Below are 15,350 nucleotides of genomic sequence, written 5' to 3' on the forward strand. Positions count from 1 at the left end.
ACATGAACGCCCCTTTGCAAGGCCACACGGTCAGCAAGCCGAACGCCTGCGCCCAAGCGCTGTTGTCGGTGGATAACGTCAGCCTGGAATACCGCACGCCCCAGCGGGTGGTGCGTGCCACGCATCAGGTCAGCTTCGAGATCGATCCTGCGGATCGCTTTGTGCTTCTTGGGCCGTCCGGGTGCGGCAAATCGACATTGCTCAAGGCTGCCGCGGGATTCATCCAGCCAGTCGAAGGCGAGATCCGTCTGCAAGGCCAGCGCGTCCATGCGCCAGGACCTGACCGGATCGTGGTGTTCCAGGAATTCGATCAACTACCACCGTGGAAAACCGTCAAGCAGAACGTGATGTTCCCGCTGCTGGCTTCTAAAACCCTCAAGCGCAAGGAAGCCGAAGAACGGGCGTTGCACTACCTGGACAAGGTCGGTCTGGCGGCGTTTGCCGATGCCTATCCGCACACCCTGTCAGGCGGCATGAAGGCGCGGGTTGCCATCGCCCGGGCCTTGGCAATGCAGCCGAAAATCCTCTTGATGGACGAACCCTTCGCCGCGCTCGACGCCCTGACCCGACGCAAAATGCAGGAAGAATTGCTGCTGCTCTGGGAGGAAGTGCGCTTCACATTGCTGTTCGTCACGCACTCCATCGAGGAGGCGTTGGTGGTGGGCAATCGCATCCTGCTGCTGTCGCCGCATCCGGGGCGCGTGCGTGCCGAAGTCCACAGCCATCAGTACGACTTGCACAGCCTGGGCGGCGTGGCATTCCAGGAGTCGGCGCGGCGCATCCATCGCTTGTTATTCGATGAAGGCCAGTCGCCGGGAACCGAGCGCGAGCTGGATTTCGCCGACATCCGCATTGCTTATTGAGCCAGTTTGAGAGGAGGGCCCGATGAGCCATTTATCATCCCCGCGTGAAGAGTTCGAAACGGTTTTGCAGCCACTCACCAGCGTACCGCTGGAACGCGAGCTGCCGCTTGGCCAGCGCCTGTGGCAACAGGGTTGGCTGCGCAAAAGCCTGATCCTGATTTTGCTCGCCGTACTCTGGGAAGCCGTTGCCCGTTATCAGAACAACGATCTGCTGCTGCCAAGTTTTGTGCAGACCACGCATGCGCTGTACGACGGCCTGCTCAGCGGCGAATTGCTGGGTAAAGTGTGGATTTCCCTGGTGGTGCTGCTCAAGGGCTACCTGATCGGCATCGTCCTGGCCTTCGCCCTGACCACCTTGGCGGTGTCGACCCAATTGGGCCGCGACCTGCTTAGCACCCTGACCTCGATGTTCAACCCGTTGCCGGCGATTGCGCTGCTGCCTCTGGCGCTGCTGTGGTTCGGTCTGGGGCAGAACAGCCTGATCTTCGTACTGGTGCATTCGGTGCTCTGGGCCCTGGCGCTCAATACCTACGCAGGCTTTCTCGGCGTCTCGGAAACCCTGCGCATGGCCGGGCGCAACTACGGCCTCAAGGGCCTGCGCCTGGTGCTGTTCATCCTGATCCCGGCGGCGCTGCCATCGATCCTCGCCGGCTTGAAAATCGGCTGGGCCTTTGCCTGGCGCACGTTGATCGCTGCCGAACTGGTGTTTGGCGCGACCAGTGGCAAGGTTGGGCTGGGGTGGTACATCTTCCAGAACCGCAATGAGCTGTACACGGACAAGGTGTTTGCCGGGTTGGCGGTGGTGATTCTGATTGGGTTGCTGGTTGAGAATCTGGTGTTTGATACGTTGGAGCGGGTGACGGTGAAGCGGTGGGGGATGCAGCGCTGATCCGTTGAGTCGACCTGTCAATGATTTGCTAGCATTGTGCCTGAATCAATCCTGATAAGGCACGCGTGCTCTCCATGCAACTACCAGATATGAACCTGTTGGTCGCCCTCGACGCCTTGCTCGACGAGGGCAGTGTGGTGGGCGCCGCGCGGCGAATGAATCTCAGCCCGGCGGCCATGAGCCGCACCCTGACGCGTATCCGCGAAGCCATCGGTGATCCGATCCTGGTGCGAGCCGGCCGTGGTCTGGTGCCGACGCCAAAGGCACTTGAATTACGCGAGCAGGTACGCGACGTAGTAGAGCAGGCCGCGCACTTGTTCCACTCGGCCAGGGTTGTGGACCTGGGCAGCCTGCGTCGGCGCTTCAGTATCCGGGCCAATGATTTTTTCATCGGTATCTATGGCGGCAAGCTGTTCGACACCATGGAGCGTCAGGCCCCGCACTGCGAATTACGTTTTGCGCCAGAGGGCGATGGCGATGATGAGGCCTTGCGTGAGGGTCGCATCGATCTGAGCGTCAGCAACAACCGGCCGCTGATGCCTGAAGTGAAGGTGCAGAATCTGTTTTCCACACAGTTTGTCGGCCTGGTGCGCGAGGATCACCCCTTGCTCGATCAAGAAATCACCGCAGAGCGTTTTGCTGGCTATTCCCATATCAGCATGTCCCGTCGCGGGATCGCTCGCGGGCCGATCGATGCGGCGCTCAACGCCCTGGGCCTGGAGCGGCGAGTGGCGGTGATTGCGCCAAGTTTCCACGCGGCGATGTTTGCCTTGCCCGATTCCGACCTGATTCTGCCGGTGCCCAGGGAGACGCTGTTGAGCGTGCGTCGACTGGGGCTGAAATTACGCTCGTTCACCTTGCCCATTCCATTGCCGACCATCGTGCTTAACCAGGCCTGGCACCCGCGCTTCGACAATGACCCCGCTCACCGCTGGCTGCGTGAAACGCTGAAAGCTTGCTGTGACGAGACGTGGTTGGCAGCGCAACCGGTGGTGAGTTGAACGAATGAACCTGTGGGAGCGAGCCTGCTCGCGATAGCGGGGTGTCAGTCAACGGTGATGGTGAATGTTACAACCATTTCGCGAGCAGGCTCGCTCCCACAGGTTCTGCAGCATTGCGTGTAACGCACTTATAACCTGTCGATAAGTCAGTTTTCGTCAGGTCACACGCTTCATAGAATGTTTCGGACTTCAAATCCCGGAGCTCGCAACAATGACTTCCCTCACGGTCACGGCACCTCTCGCCGCGACCATCCCGACGGCCGCCACACCACCGGTTTTCGGCCCGCGGATCATCATCGGCCTGGTTGGCGTGTTGCTGGCAGTGCTGGTGTCGGGCCTGAACGAGATGGTGACCAAGGTTGCCCTGGCCGATATCCGTGGCGGGTTGGCCATCGGTTACGACGAAGGCACCTGGCTAGTCGCTTGCTATGCCGCGACCTCGGTGGCTGCCATGGCGTTTGCGCCTTGGTGTGCCGTCACGTTCTCGCTGCGGCGCTTCACCCTTTACGCCATCAGTGCCTTCACGCTGTTGGGGGTGTTGTGCCCGCTGGCGCCGAACTATGAAAGCCTGCTGGTCCTGCGCACGTTGCAGGGGCTGGCCGGTGGCGCGTTGCCGCCGATGCTGATGACCGTTGCCCTGCGTTTTCTGCCAGCCAACGTAAAGCTCTACGGATTGGCTGGTTATGCCCTGACGGCCACTTTCGGCCCGGGCCTGGGCACGCCACTGGCAGGCCTCTGGACCGAGTATGTGGGCTGGCAGTGGACCTTCTGGCAAGTGGTCGTACCCTGCTTGATTGCCCTGGTCGCGGTTGCCTACGGCATACCCCAGGACCCGCTGCGGCTGGAGCGTTTCAAACAGTTCAACTGGCGTGGTTTGCTGTTGGGTTTTCCGGCGATCTGCATGCTGGTGATTGGCATCTTGCAGGGCAATCGGCTGGATTGGTTCGAGTCGAGCCTGATTGTTGGATTGCTGGTGGGCGGTACGCTGTTGCTGGTGCTGTTTTTAATCAACGAGTGGTCGCAGCCGATTCCGTTTTTCAAGATGCAGATGCTCGGCATCCGCAATCTGTCGTTCGCGCTGGTCACCCTGGCCGGCGTGCTGGTGGTGTTGCTGGCGGTGGTAGTAATTCCTTCCAGCTATCTGGCGCAGGTTCAGGGGTATCGCCCGGTACAAACTGCACCCATCACCCTGCTGGCGGCGCTCCCGCAATTGATAGCGCTGCCGTTGGTGGCAGCGCTGTGCAACCTGCGCTGGGTCGATTGCCGCTGGGTATTGGGGATCGGCCTGAGCATGCTGGTGTTGTCCTGCATCGGCGGTTCGCAGTTGACCTCGGCGTGGATTCGCGACGAGTTCTATGTCCTGCAACTGCTGCAGATCTTCGGTCAACCCATGGCGGTCCTGCCGCTGCTGATGCTCTCGACTGGCAGCATCAACCCCATGGACGGGCCGTTTGCGTCGTCCTGGTTCAACACCGTGAAAGGCCTGGCAGCAGTGGTCGCCACCGGCGTGCTGGAAACCCTGACCACGCAGCGCCTGCATTTTCACTCGACCATGCTGGTGGACCGTCTCGGAAACTCTCCCCTGGTCGACAGCGACGCCCCGGGCCTTGCCCACCGGCTGCATGAGCAGGCCGTGGTGCTGGCCGCCTCAGACCTTTACCTGTGCATGGCCGGCGTCGCATTGGCGCTGATCCTGCTGATTTTCTGGCTGCCGACGCGGATCTATCCGCCCCGTGCGCCGACTTGAACGCATCACTGAAACAGAAGGTTTTCATGACGACTCAATCCAAGCAAAAAGTAGCTGTTGGCGTCGCCGTCGTGATCGCGACGGGCGTACTGATTTATCTGCTGGCGCCCGGCCTGTTTGGCCAGCGCACAGAGCAGAGCACCAATGATGCCTATGTCTCGGCTGACTACACACTGGTGGTGCCGCGCGTTGCCGGGTTCATCAAGCAAGTGCTGGTGGAAGACAACCAGCAGGTCAAGGCCGGGCAACTGCTGGCGCTGATCGATGATCGCGACCTGCGCGCCGCCGCCGAAGCGGCCGCCGCCGAAGCCGTGGTGGCTCAGGCGCAACTGCAAAATGCCCGGGCGACGCTTGAGCGTCAGGCCTCGGTGATCGCCCAGGCACAGGCACAGGTAGTGTCCGCCAAGGCTGAAATAGCCTTCGCTCAACATGAACTGAACCGATACGACCACCTGGCCGGGGTCGGTGCCGGCACGGTGCAGAATGCTCAGCAAGCGCGCACGCGCATCGATCAGGCTACTGCCCGGTTGGCCAATGTCACGGCGGTGCTGGCGGCGGAGCGCAAGCAGGTGGATATCCTTACGGCCCAGCGTGACGGAGCAGAAGGTGGGTTGAAACGGGCGCAGGCAAAGCTGGAAATCGCCAGTTACGAACTGTCTTACACACGTATTACCGCGCCGCAGGATGGCATGGTCGGTGAGCGCGCGTTGCGTGTCGGGGCCTATGTCACGCCGGGCAGCAAACTGCTCGCCGTGGTACCGCTGGCGCAAGCCTATGTGGTGGCCAACTTCCAGGAAACCCAACTGACGAATGTGCAGCCAGGGCAGGACGTGCAGGTGCGTGTCGACACCTTTGGCGGCGCAGCGCTGAACGGCCGGGTCGAGAGCATCGCACCGGCCACCGGCGTGACCTTTGCTTCAATCAAGCCGGATAACGCGACGGGCAACTTCACCAAGGTGGTGCAGCGGATTCCGGTGAAGATCGTGCTGGAACCGGGTCAGCCGTTAGCCGAACGGTTGCGGGTGGGGATGTCGGTGGAGGCGAGTATCGATACGGCTGGTGCGAAGGCCAATGAGGTTGCGCAGCGATGAGTATCTTCGTTGATTGCGATCCCCTGTGGGAGCGAGCCTGCTCGCGAAGAGGCCATCCGTCTCGACTCACCCTTTGTGCCTTGCTCGTGATGAGCCTGTCAGCCTGCACCGTAGGCCCGGACTTCCAAAAACCTCAGGCACAGCAAGTCACCGAGTGGGCGAAACCATCCAAGGCCGCCGCCAGCCAGGCCAGTGAGGAGACGATGAACGAACGCTGGTGGCAAGTGTTCAACGATCCGCAACTCTCGGCCCTCACTCAACGTGCCCTGAGCGACAACCTTGACCTGAAACTCGCCAGCAGCCGCTTGCAACAAAGCCGTGCTTTACGCCAGGTGATCACCGCCGACCGCTATCCGAATACCGCCGCCACGGGTAGTTACGCCCGTAAACGCAACAGCGGCGAAGGCCTGAGCGATCCGTCGGGGCACAACGGCAATTCTGCATTCAGTCTCTGGGATGCCGGCTTCTCCGCCTCTTGGGAGCTGGATTTCTGGGGTCGCGTGCGCCGCGAAACCGAGGCCGCCAATGCCACCGTGGAAGTCGCCGAAAACGACCGTCGTGGTGTGCTGTTGTCGGTGCTGTCGGAAACCGCTCAGGACTACATTCAACTGCGCGGAGTGCAGAACACCCGTGCCGTTACCGAACAGAACCTCGAGGTCGCTCGGCACAGCCTGAAACTTTCGCAGCTGCGCCTGGCTGATGGTGTCGCAACGGACCTTGATGTCGCCGAAGCCGCCGCCCAGGTCGCGGCCATCGAGTCGCGCCTGCCAGCACTGGAGCAGCGCCAGGCCCAACTGATCAACGCCTTGAGCCTGTTGATGGGGGAACCTCCCCAGGCGCTGGCTGCCGAGTTATCCACTGACGCGCCGGTGCCGCAAACGCCGCGCCAGGTTGCCATCGGCCTGCCTTCGCAACTGGCCGAGCGCCGCCCGGACATTCGCCAGGCCGAAGCCCGCCTGCATGCCGCGACCGCGAGCATCGGCGTGGCCAAGGGGGATTTTTATCCACGGATTACCCTGTCAGGCAGCGTCGGTTCGCAAGCCATGCAACTGAGCGATTTCGGTTCCTGGGGTTCACGCATGTTCGGCATCGGCCCGCAATTCAGCCTGCCGCTGTTCGACGGCGGCCGCCTGCGCGGCGTGCTGAACCTGCGCGAGGCCCAGCAACAGGAAGCGGCCATCGCCTATCAGCAAACCGTATTGCGCGCCTGGCATGAAATCGACGACCAATTGAGCGCTTACAACGCCAGCCAACTGCGCCGCGACAGCCTCGCCGAAGCGGTACGCCAGAACCGTATCGCCCTGCAAACCGCGCAACAGCAATATGTCGAGGGCGTGGTGGACTTCGTCAACGTCCTTACCGTGCAAGGCGCATTGCTGGCGACCCAGGAGCAATGGGTGGAGAGTTCCACCGGCGTGTCGCTGGCAGCAGTCGGGTTGTACAAGGCACTGGGTGGCGGATGGGAGTCGGTTTATCCGCTGGCGGCGCAACGCTGACTCAAGGTTTAGCCGACAGATCCGCCATGCCCTTGAGCAATTCGATCGGCAACGGGAAGACAATGGTCGAACTCTTGTCCCCGGCGATCGAACTCAGCGTCTGCATATAACGCAGCTGCATGGCGCCGGGTTGGCGGCCGAGCATTTCGGCGGCTTGCATGAGTTTTTCCGACGCCTGCAATTCGCCTTCCGCGTGGATCACCTTGGCCCGGCGTTCGCGTTCCGCTTCTGCTTGTCTGGCGATGGCGCGGATCATCGATTCGTTGAGGTCCACGTGTTTGATTTCGACATTGGCAACCTTGATGCCCCAGGCGTCGGTCTGGGCGTCGAGTACTTGCTGGATGTCGATGTTCAGCCGTTCTCGCTCAGCCAACAGTTCATCAAGTTCGTGTTTACCGAGCACCGCACGCAAGGTGGTTTGCGCCAGCTGGCTGGTGGCCATGAGAAAATCTTCGACCTGAATGATTGCCTTCTGTGGATCAAGTACTCGGAAGTACAGGACTGCATTGACTTTGACCGAGACGTTATCGCGGGTGATCACATCTTGCGGCGGGACGTCGAGGACGATGGTGCGCAAGTCGACCCGGACCATTTGCTGGATCACCGGAATCAGCAGGATCAGGCCGGGGCCCTTGACCTGCCAGAAGCGTCCGAGCTGGAACACCACCCCACGCTCGTACTCGCGCAGGATGCGGAACGTCGCCCCCGCCAGTGCGATCAGCAGTAGCAGCAGCGCGACAAAACCGATTTGCAGACCCATGGCTAACCTCCAACCGTTACCGCGTCAGCCGCGGCCACTTCCAGCAACAATCCCTTGCGCGCCACCACCCGGACCTTTTGCCCGACCTGCAATGGCTGGGCGCTCGATACCTGCCAGTGTTCGCCCTGTAGATGCACCCAGCCCAGGCACGCATCGCCGGCCTGCAAAGACAGCACCGGGGTCACGCTGCCCAACAGGCCGGCGTCACCGCTGACGGTGTGGCGCGGTCGGGTCTTGAGGGCGCGGATCAACAGGAATATCAAGAGCAGCGCGCTGAGCAGTCCCAGGCCGATCATCAACGGCACGGGCAGTTCGGCATTGGTCAGGATCACTGCGCCGATCACGAACATCACGATTCCGCCCAGACCGATCACGCCATAGTTGGGCAGCGCCGCCTCGGCGATTAAAAAAGCGATACCGAAAGTGATCAGCCAGATCCCCGCGGGATTGGAACCGGGCAGTTCGGCGGTGTCCGCAGCGATGGCGACTCCGCTCAATGCCAACAGCAACGCAAGCGCACAACAACGAGTGTTCACGTGACCCTCCAGGAGAGTCGCAGGTGGTTCTGTATACAGTCTAGTTGAGGCGCTGGTTGTATGAATTTTGCTCAGTTGTCGACCTGTCCGATGGGCGGAATTCCCGCTGGTTTGCCCCAGCGGGCCTAGACTTTTACTACGTACAAAAGTGTTAACCATCGTCCGCCAGGCGTTTCTGCGGACACCGAGGTGCATCATGCGTATGGCAAGAACCGTGCAGAAAAGCCTGGAGCAGGCTCAATGCGAATATGACATCGTCACCCATCCCCACTCGGCCAGCAGCCTCGAAACCGCACGGGTGGCGGGTATACCTGCAGAACGGGTGGCCAAGTCGGTCATTCTTGACGACCACCACGGGCATTACCTGATGGCCGTGCTTCCCGCCAGCCGTCACCTGGACTTGAGCAAAGTGCGCAGCACCGGTGAATGGCAGGTTTCCCGCGAGAGCAACCTTCCGCATCTGTTTGAAGACTGCGAACGCGGGGCCGTGCCGGCACTGGGCGAAGCCTATGGACTTGACGTTGTCATCGACCCGCTGCTGACTCGACAGAAAGACATCTATCTGGAAGCCGGCAATCACATCAACCTGCTGCACATGGACATGCCGCAATTCCTGAAAATGGTGCCCCATGCAGAGGTGCGGGAGTTGAGTCATTGAGGATCGTTTCGTCAATGCTGTCGTCTTCACGAGCGGGCTCGCTCCCACAAGGTGAACGCCTTCCCTGTGGGAGCGAGCCTGCTCGCGATTGACCGCGCAGCGGTCCCTTTATCAGTTTTACTGGAGCCCGACATGGAAAACCCAACCCACAATCTTCCCTCCCTGTTCAAGCAACTCGGCCTGCCTGACGACGCCGAGAGCATCGACAAATTCATCACCACCCACTCACCGCTCAAACCGGACCTGCACCTGGCGGATGCTTTTTTCTGGAACCCGAGCCAGGCGGATCTGTTGCGCAATGAAATTCTGGAAGACGCCGATTGGGCGGAGGTGGTGGATCAGCTGGATGTGATGTTGAGGAAGGGGAGGGGAATGTAAAAAGCCGAAGATTTGTTTCAAAACTTGACTGAAAATCCCTTCCAATGCCATATTGATAGTTAGCAAACTAACAGTGTGTTTTCCCTCGTGCCGAATAACCTCGACGCTCTGCAAATGAACATCAGCAGCACCATGGTGGTGGCCGCCCGGCACTGGCGCAAAATCTGCCAGTCCACCCTGGCCAACTATGGAATTTCCGAAGCTTGTGCCGTCCCGTTACTGATGATCGGGCGTCTAGGCGAGGGCGTGCGGCAGGTGACGGTGGCGCAGGCGGCGGGGATGGAAAGCTCGTCCCTGGTACGTTTGCTCGATCAGTTGTGCCATGGCGGTTACGTCTGCCGCACCGCAGACGCCCAGGACCGGCGCGCCAAATGCCTGAGCCTGACCGCTACCGGTCGGACCCTGGTGCAAGCCGTCGAGGTTGAGTTGGTGCGTTTGCGTCATGAAGTCCTCGAAGGCATCGATCCGGCAGATCTTGAAGCGACGCTGCGCGTATTGAAGGCCTTCGAGTCGGCCAGTCATTTGCCGGTAACCAGCCCTTGAACGGTTTCTTTTCCGGTATGCCCCCGGCCCGGGACTGGTTCTACGGAGTACGCACCTTCGCGGCCTCGATGATCGCGCTGTATATCGCCTTGCTCATGCAAATGCCGCGTCCTTATTGGGCGATGGCCACGGTGTATATCGTTTCCAGCCCGTTTGTCGGCCCCACCAGTTCCAAGGCTTTGTACCGCGCAGTCGGCACTTTTCTGGGCGCCGCTGCGGCGGTCCTGTTCGTGCCGATGTTCGTGCAGAGTCCTTATGTGCTGGTGCTGGTCATCGCACTGTGGACCGGGATTTTGTTGTTCCTGTCCATGCATTTGCGCACCGCGAACAATTACGCCCTGATGCTGGCCGGCTACACCTTGCCTTTGATCGCCCTGCCGGTAGTGAATAACCCGTTGGCAGTGTGGGACGTGGCCGAAGCGCGCACAGAAGAAATTTTCCTCGGCATCGCCGTCGCTGCGGTGGTCGGTGCGATGTTCTGGCCGCGACGGCTGGCGCCGGTGTTCAACGATTCGGTGAGCAAGTGGTTTGCCGACGCGTCGAATTACAGCACGCGCTTTCTCGCCCGCAACGTGCAGCCCGAGGAGGTCAGCGCCTTGCGCGCCTCAATGGTCGCCACGTTCAATACCCTGGAACTGATGATCGGTCAGTTGCCCCACGAAGGCGCGCGTCCGCAAACAGTGCGCAACACCAAGGAGTTGCGCGGACGGATGATTCACCTGTTGCCAGTGATCGATGCCCTCGACGATGCGCTCTACGCGCTGGAAAGGCGCACCCCTGAGCTGGTGGACAAGTTCGCGCCATTGCTGGCCGCTGCCACTGAATGGCTCGATCACAAGAATGCTGATCCCGAGCGTTGGCAAGCGCTCAAAGACCAACTCGAAGCGCTGCAGCCCAGCACCGCAGTGCTGGATGATCGCAAGCAACTGCTGTTCTCCAACGCCATTTATCGCCTCGGCGAGTGGGTCGATTTGTGGCAGGACTGTCGCAGCCTGCAACACGCGATCCAGTGCGAAAGCCAGGACAGTTGGCGTGCGGTCTATCGGCATTGGCGCCTGGGGCGCCTGACCCCCTTTCTGGATCGTGGGCTGATGCTCTATTCCGCCGCTTCCACCGTCGCGGCGATCATTGTCGCCTCCGTGCTGTGGATTCTGCTGGGCTGGACCGATGGCGGCAGTGCAGTGATCCTGGCGGCAGTGGCGTGCAGCTTCTTTGCCTCGATGGATGACCCGGCACCGCAGATCTACCGATTCTTTTTCTGGACGGCGATGTCGGTGGTATTCGCCAGCCTTTACCTGTTTCTCGTCCTGCCCAATCTGCATGATTTCCCGATGCTGGTGCTGGCCTTCGCCGTACCGTTCATCTGCATCGGCACACTGACGGTCAAGCCGCAGTTTTACCTGGGCATGTTGCTGACGCTGGTCAATACCTCGTCGTTCATCAGTATTCAGGGCGCCTACGACGCGGACTTCCTCAGTTTCGCCAACTCCAACCTGGCTGGACCGGTGGGTTTGCTGTTCGCGTTCGTCTGGACCCTGATCGCCCGGCCGTTCGGTGCGGAGCTTGCGGCCAAACGCCTGACCCGTTTCGCCTGGCGCGACATTGTCAGCCTCACTGAGCCGGCCACGCTGGCCGACCATCGACGCCTGGGCGTGCAGGTCCTGGATCGACTGATGCAGCATCTACCGCGGCTGGCGGTGACCGGCCAGGACACCGGCATCGCCTTGCGCGAAGTTCGTGTGGCGCTGAACCTGCTTGACCTGCTGGCTTATACGCCGCGGGTTCACGGCGTTCCGCAGGCATTGCTGCGTCAGGTAGTGGCCGAGGTCGGCGAATACTTCAAGGCCTGCCTTAAGGCCGGCGAACGCCTGCCGGCGCCGAGTCCGTTGCTGATGACCCTCGACCGAACGCGCCGAGCGTTGGGCGGCGCGGGTGATGAGGAAACCCGCTTGCACCTGCTGCACGCCTTGAGCGGCTTGCGCCTGGCGTTGTTGCCCGGCGTCGAATTCGTCGGATCTGCCGAGCCCGAAGAACCGCTTCCCCATGGCATCGATGGAGCGCCTTTATGATCGGTGATCTGGATATCAGCGGGGTGTTTTTGCCTACGCTGCTGGTGCTGATGGGCATTACCTATGTGTTGTACCTGTTGGTGCACGGGGTGCTGACGCGCCTGCACTTTTACCGTCTGGTCTGGCACCGGGCATTGTTTAACGTGGCTCTCTACGCCTTGCTGCTTGGCGCCGTGGATTCACTCAGTCGATACCTGATGACATGAAAAAGCCGTTTTTAACCCTTGGTCGCGTGGTCCTGACCCTGTTGATCGTAACTTTCGCCGTGGTCGTGGTCTGGCGCATGGTGATGTACTACATGTTCGCGCCCTGGACCCGTGACGGGCACATCCGGGCCGACATCGTGCAGATCGCGCCGGACGTATCCGGGCTGATCCAGCAAGTGCAAGTGCGCGACAACCAGTTGGTAAAGCGCGGCCAAGTAATGTTCAGCATCGACCAGGACCGTTTCAAACTGGCCTTGCGCCAGGCGAAAGCGGCGGTCGCAGACCGCGAGGAAACCTTGGCCCAGGCCCAGCGTGAAGCCAAGCGTAACAAAGGTCTTGGCAATCTGGTGCCGGGCGAACAACTGGAAGAAAGCCAGTCCCGGGTGGCCCGCGCACAAGTGGCGTTGATGGAAGCCCAGGTAGCGGTAGACAGCGCGCAACTGAACCTCGACCGTTCGGTGATCAGAAGTCCCGTGGACGGTTACGTCAACGACCGCGCGCCGCGAACCCAGGAGTTCGTCAGTGCCGGGCGGCCAGTGTTGTCTGTCGTGGACAGCAATTCTTTCCATATCGACGGCTATTTCGAAGAAACCAAACTCAACGGCATCCACATCGGCCAAAGCGTCGACATCCGGGTCATTGGCGACAATGCGCGCCTACGCGGCCATGTGGAAAGCATCGTGGCCGGTATCGAAGACCGCGACCGCACCAGTGGCAACAACTTGCTGCCCAACGTCAATCCGGCCTTCAGCTGGGTGCGGTTGGCCCAGCGGATTCCCGTGCGTATCGCCTTCGATGAGGTCCCTGAGGATTTCCGCATGATCGCCGGGCGCACCGCCACGGTATCGATCATCGACGACCAGAACCGGGAGCCCGTGCAATGAGCAAGGCCTCGGGTTTGGCGATCGCCGGATTAGGCTTGCTGCTGTCGGCGTGTCAGATGGTCGGTCCGGATTATCACCTGCCGGACGAAGCCGCGATCCACCGTGAAGACCTGCAGGGCGAACTGGCAGTGGACGGCAAGCCGGTGGTTTCGGCGCCGGTGCCTGCCGATTGGTGGCGCTTGTATCAGGACCCGCGGCTGGACCAACTGGTACAGCAGGCCATGGCGTCCAACACTGATTTGCGTGTAGCGGCCGCCAGCCTGCTGCGCGCTCGCGCTCAGGTGGACGAGGCCGAGGCGGCGGGCGGCTGGAGCGGTGGGGTGAAGATGGGCGCCCAGCGCTTGCAGGAATCCGGTGAAGCGTTCTTGCTGCCGGAAAAGGTGCCGGTGGCCAACATCGGCGATATCGGCATCAGCGCGTCCTACCAATTTGACCTGTTCGGCACCTTGCAGCGCGGCATCGAAGCGGCCAAGGCCAATGCCGATGCGACCCAGGCTGCCGCCGATACGGCGCGCATCACTCTGGTGGCCGATGTGGTCCGGGCTTACACCCAGGTGTGCGCAGCCAACGAGGAACGGGAAATCGCCCAGCATTCCCTCGACCTGCAAGCCCAGAGCACCACGCTGATCCAGCGTTTGCGCGATGCCGGGCGTGGCGACGAAACCCAGGTCACCCGTTCGCAAACCCAATTCAAATCCTTGCGCGCCGACATGCCGCGCTATGAGGCGGCACGTCAGGCCGGGCTGTTCCGCTTGTCGATGCTGCTGGCCAAGCCGGTGGATCAACTACCGGCCGGCACCGCCAGCTGCGACGAACTGCCAAAAATCACACAATTGGTACCCGTGGGCGACGGCGCATCGCTGCTCAAGCGCCGCCCCGACATCCGCCAGGCCGAACGTCGACTGGCGGCCGCGACCGCGGGTATCGGCATTGCTACCGGTGAGCTTTACCCGGACATTCGCATCGGCGCGACCATCGGCACGGTCGGTCTCCTGGAAAACCTCGGCGAACCCTCTGCCAACCGTTGGGGCTTTGGCCCATCGCTGACCTGGAATGTGCCGACCAACGGCGCCAGGGCACGAATTCGCGAAGCTGAAGCGGTGACCCAGGCGACGCTGGCGCATTTCGATGGAGTGGTACTCAACGCTATTCGTGAAACCCAGACCGGCCTGGCCCAGTACTCCGCCTTGCTGCAACGCCGTGAGGCGCTGGCGGACGCCGAGCAGTCGGCGAAGCTGGCCGCCGACCAGACCCATCGTTTCTTCCAGGCCGGTCGTGCATCGTTCCTGGCGGACTTGCAGGCGACCCGCACCTACATCGACGTCACCGCGCAACTGGCCGCTGCCAACACCCAAGTTGCCATCAGCCAGATCGATTTGTTCCTCGCCTTGGGCGGTGGTTGGGAAAGCGGACGAACGCAAGCATCGAACTCCGGCAAACCCTGAGGCCGTTGCTATGCTTTGAAGTGTTGAAAGGGCGTTCGTGCAAAAGCGCCCTGGATTCGTACAAGGCATGCGCAGGTCATGGGGAAACCAATAATGAAAAACCCTTATGCTCTCGGCTTCTGGTGCGCCGTTGTGGCGCTGGTGCTGCTCACAGGCACCTATTTCTACGGCATCATGCTGGCTAACCAGATCGACAAAGCGCTGACGTTCCTCGACAGCGCCGCCCTCTTGATTGCCGTGATGTCCATTGCGGTGGTGGCCTGGGCGTCGGTCCAAGGGCAACGAATCAAAAAAAGACAGCTTGAACAAGGCAAGACCCTGGTGATGATCTGGAACACCAAGGTGGCGCTACGGCGTGTCGAATCGGTCTTCGACCGGTATTTCTGGGGCAGCTACTGGCAGCCGGGCAGGACCTTCCAGGAAGTCATGGGCGAGCTCACGGGCACACCCCTGGAAAAAAGCCTCGAAACCTTGAAAAAACAATGCCTTGAGTTGGACAAACAAGTGGCCGACGACGGTCGGCACTGGCTCAACAATGCTCGCGAGCTGGCTGACGTCGCCACCGCCATGGCCCGGGAGCGCTATCAGCTCGACTACTGCGACCCGCGCAGTGAAGTGACGGGCGGGGCGGTGATCAACCGGGATTTCGAAGTGTTGATCTACACCTGGACGGCGCGGCTGAAAACCTTTGATCACCAGCTTGATGAGATTGAAGTGCAGTATTCCTGATTGCTAAAAGATCGCAGCCTGCGGCAGCTCCTACAGGAGATTCGTATCACCCTGT

Annotated in this window: 16 protein-coding genes; 14 read left to right on the top strand and 2 right to left on the bottom strand. The window is 61.0% G+C overall.

The features are described from left to right. The first annotated feature begins 2 nt into the window (after window positions 1-2). From HGP31_RS01225 to HGP31_RS01250, 6 genes are all read left to right on the top strand, one after another. Window positions 3-863: an ABC transporter ATP-binding protein gene (locus HGP31_RS01225; RefSeq protein ID WP_168757046.1), complete on the top strand. Its 861-nt coding sequence runs from the start codon at window positions 3-5 to the stop codon at window positions 861-863. A 22-nt stretch (window positions 864-885) separates the two neighbouring features. Further along, window positions 886-1,752: an ABC transporter permease gene (locus HGP31_RS01230; protein WP_168757047.1), complete on the top strand. Its 867-nt coding sequence runs from the start codon at window positions 886-888 to the stop codon at window positions 1,750-1,752. A gap of 74 nt (window positions 1,753-1,826) precedes the next feature. Next, window positions 1,827-2,753, top strand: coding sequence for a LysR family transcriptional regulator (locus HGP31_RS01235; RefSeq protein ID WP_020795870.1), 927 nt, complete (start codon window positions 1,827-1,829; stop codon window positions 2,751-2,753). Window positions 2,754-2,964: 211 nt separating this feature from the next. Next, window positions 2,965-4,500: an MFS transporter gene (locus tag HGP31_RS01240; protein WP_168757048.1), complete on the top strand. Its 1,536-nt coding sequence runs from the start codon at window positions 2,965-2,967 to the stop codon at window positions 4,498-4,500. Window positions 4,501-4,526: 26 nt separating this feature from the next. Next, on the top strand, window positions 4,527-5,591 hold the full coding sequence (locus tag HGP31_RS01245) for an HlyD family secretion protein (RefSeq protein ID WP_020795868.1): 1,065 nt from the start codon (window positions 4,527-4,529) through the stop codon (window positions 5,589-5,591). Then, window positions 5,588-7,087 carry an efflux transporter outer membrane subunit gene (locus HGP31_RS01250; protein ID WP_168757049.1) on the top strand — a complete coding sequence of 500 codons (1,500 nt, stop codon included), beginning with the start codon at window positions 5,588-5,590 and terminating at the stop codon, window positions 7,085-7,087. The genes HGP31_RS01245 and HGP31_RS01250 overlap by 4 nt, the downstream gene beginning before the upstream one ends. A 1-nt stretch (window position 7,088) precedes the next feature. Here HGP31_RS01250 and HGP31_RS01255 read toward each other — a convergent pair whose 3' ends face one another. Continuing rightward, a complete protein-coding gene (locus tag HGP31_RS01255) occupies window positions 7,089-7,847 on the bottom strand; it encodes a slipin family protein (RefSeq protein ID WP_033042424.1) in 759 nt (252 codons plus the stop codon). Between the two features lie 2 nt (window positions 7,848-7,849). Further along, window positions 7,850-8,383, bottom strand: a complete 534-nt coding sequence (locus HGP31_RS01260) for an NfeD family protein (RefSeq protein ID WP_083349974.1) — start codon at window positions 8,381-8,383, stop codon at window positions 7,850-7,852. 196 nt (window positions 8,384-8,579) lie between these two features. Between HGP31_RS01260 and HGP31_RS01265 the strand changes: the two genes are divergently transcribed. From HGP31_RS01265 to HGP31_RS01300, 8 genes are all read left to right on the top strand, one after another. Next, window positions 8,580-9,041, top strand: coding sequence for an aminoacyl-tRNA deacylase (locus tag HGP31_RS01265; RefSeq protein WP_033042421.1), 462 nt, complete (start codon window positions 8,580-8,582; stop codon window positions 9,039-9,041). A 132-nt stretch (window positions 9,042-9,173) separates the two neighbouring features. Further along, window positions 9,174-9,419 carry a DUF2789 domain-containing protein gene (locus HGP31_RS01270; protein WP_020795863.1) on the top strand — a complete coding sequence of 82 codons (246 nt, stop codon included), beginning with the start codon at window positions 9,174-9,176 and terminating at the stop codon, window positions 9,417-9,419. Between the two features lie 114 nt (window positions 9,420-9,533). Further along, on the top strand, window positions 9,534-9,962 hold the full coding sequence (locus tag HGP31_RS01275; RefSeq protein WP_168757050.1) for a MarR family winged helix-turn-helix transcriptional regulator: 429 nt from the start codon (window positions 9,534-9,536) through the stop codon (window positions 9,960-9,962). Continuing rightward, window positions 9,959-12,031, top strand: coding sequence for an FUSC family protein (locus HGP31_RS01280; RefSeq protein ID WP_168757051.1), 2,073 nt, complete (start codon window positions 9,959-9,961; stop codon window positions 12,029-12,031). The genes HGP31_RS01275 and HGP31_RS01280 overlap by 4 nt, the downstream gene beginning before the upstream one ends. Next, window positions 12,028-12,237 carry a DUF1656 domain-containing protein gene (locus HGP31_RS01285; protein ID WP_008059581.1) on the top strand — a complete coding sequence of 70 codons (210 nt, stop codon included), beginning with the start codon at window positions 12,028-12,030 and terminating at the stop codon, window positions 12,235-12,237. Before HGP31_RS01280 ends, HGP31_RS01285 begins: the two co-directional genes overlap by 4 nt. Continuing rightward, complete coding sequence (locus HGP31_RS01290; protein ID WP_168757052.1) at window positions 12,234-13,121, top strand: efflux RND transporter periplasmic adaptor subunit; 888 nt, start codon at window positions 12,234-12,236, stop codon at window positions 13,119-13,121. The genes HGP31_RS01285 and HGP31_RS01290 overlap by 4 nt, the downstream gene beginning before the upstream one ends. After that, entirely contained in the window at window positions 13,118-14,566 is a 1,449-nt protein-coding gene (locus tag HGP31_RS01295; protein WP_033042760.1) for an efflux transporter outer membrane subunit, read from the top strand. The genes HGP31_RS01290 and HGP31_RS01295 overlap by 4 nt, the downstream gene beginning before the upstream one ends. Before the next feature lie 93 nt (window positions 14,567-14,659). Further along, entirely contained in the window at window positions 14,660-15,295 is a 636-nt protein-coding gene (locus tag HGP31_RS01300; protein ID WP_020795858.1) for a hypothetical protein, read from the top strand. Window positions 15,296-15,350: the final 55 nt, after the last annotated feature.

Source organism: Pseudomonas umsongensis (genome assembly GCF_012647205.1).
In the GTDB taxonomy this organism is placed as follows: Bacteria; Pseudomonadota; Gammaproteobacteria; order Pseudomonadales; family Pseudomonadaceae; genus Aquipseudomonas; species Aquipseudomonas umsongensis.

Coding starts and splice junctions, on each gene's coding strand:
- HGP31_RS01225 (WP_168757046.1), top strand. CDS start 3: ATGAACGCCCCTTTGCAAGGCCACACGGTCAGCAAGCCGAACGCCTGC.
- HGP31_RS01230 (WP_168757047.1), top strand. CDS start 886: ATGAGCCATTTATCATCCCCGCGTGAAGAGTTCGAAACGGTTTTGCAG.
- HGP31_RS01235 (WP_020795870.1), top strand. CDS start 1,827: ATGCAACTACCAGATATGAACCTGTTGGTCGCCCTCGACGCCTTGCTC.
- HGP31_RS01240 (WP_168757048.1), top strand. CDS start 2,965: ATGACTTCCCTCACGGTCACGGCACCTCTCGCCGCGACCATCCCGACG.
- HGP31_RS01245 (WP_020795868.1), top strand. CDS start 4,527: ATGACGACTCAATCCAAGCAAAAAGTAGCTGTTGGCGTCGCCGTCGTG.
- HGP31_RS01250 (WP_168757049.1), top strand. CDS start 5,588: ATGAGTATCTTCGTTGATTGCGATCCCCTGTGGGAGCGAGCCTGCTCG.
- HGP31_RS01255 (WP_033042424.1), bottom strand. CDS start 7,847: ATGGGTCTGCAAATCGGTTTTGTCGCGCTGCTGCTACTGCTGATCGCA.
- HGP31_RS01265 (WP_033042421.1), top strand. CDS start 8,580: ATGCGTATGGCAAGAACCGTGCAGAAAAGCCTGGAGCAGGCTCAATGC.
- HGP31_RS01270 (WP_020795863.1), top strand. CDS start 9,174: ATGGAAAACCCAACCCACAATCTTCCCTCCCTGTTCAAGCAACTCGGC.
- HGP31_RS01275 (WP_168757050.1), top strand. CDS start 9,534: ATGAACATCAGCAGCACCATGGTGGTGGCCGCCCGGCACTGGCGCAAA.
- HGP31_RS01285 (WP_008059581.1), top strand. CDS start 12,028: ATGATCGGTGATCTGGATATCAGCGGGGTGTTTTTGCCTACGCTGCTG.
- HGP31_RS01290 (WP_168757052.1), top strand. CDS start 12,234: ATGAAAAAGCCGTTTTTAACCCTTGGTCGCGTGGTCCTGACCCTGTTG.
- HGP31_RS01295 (WP_033042760.1), top strand. CDS start 13,118: ATGAGCAAGGCCTCGGGTTTGGCGATCGCCGGATTAGGCTTGCTGCTG.
- HGP31_RS01300 (WP_020795858.1), top strand. CDS start 14,660: ATGAAAAACCCTTATGCTCTCGGCTTCTGGTGCGCCGTTGTGGCGCTG.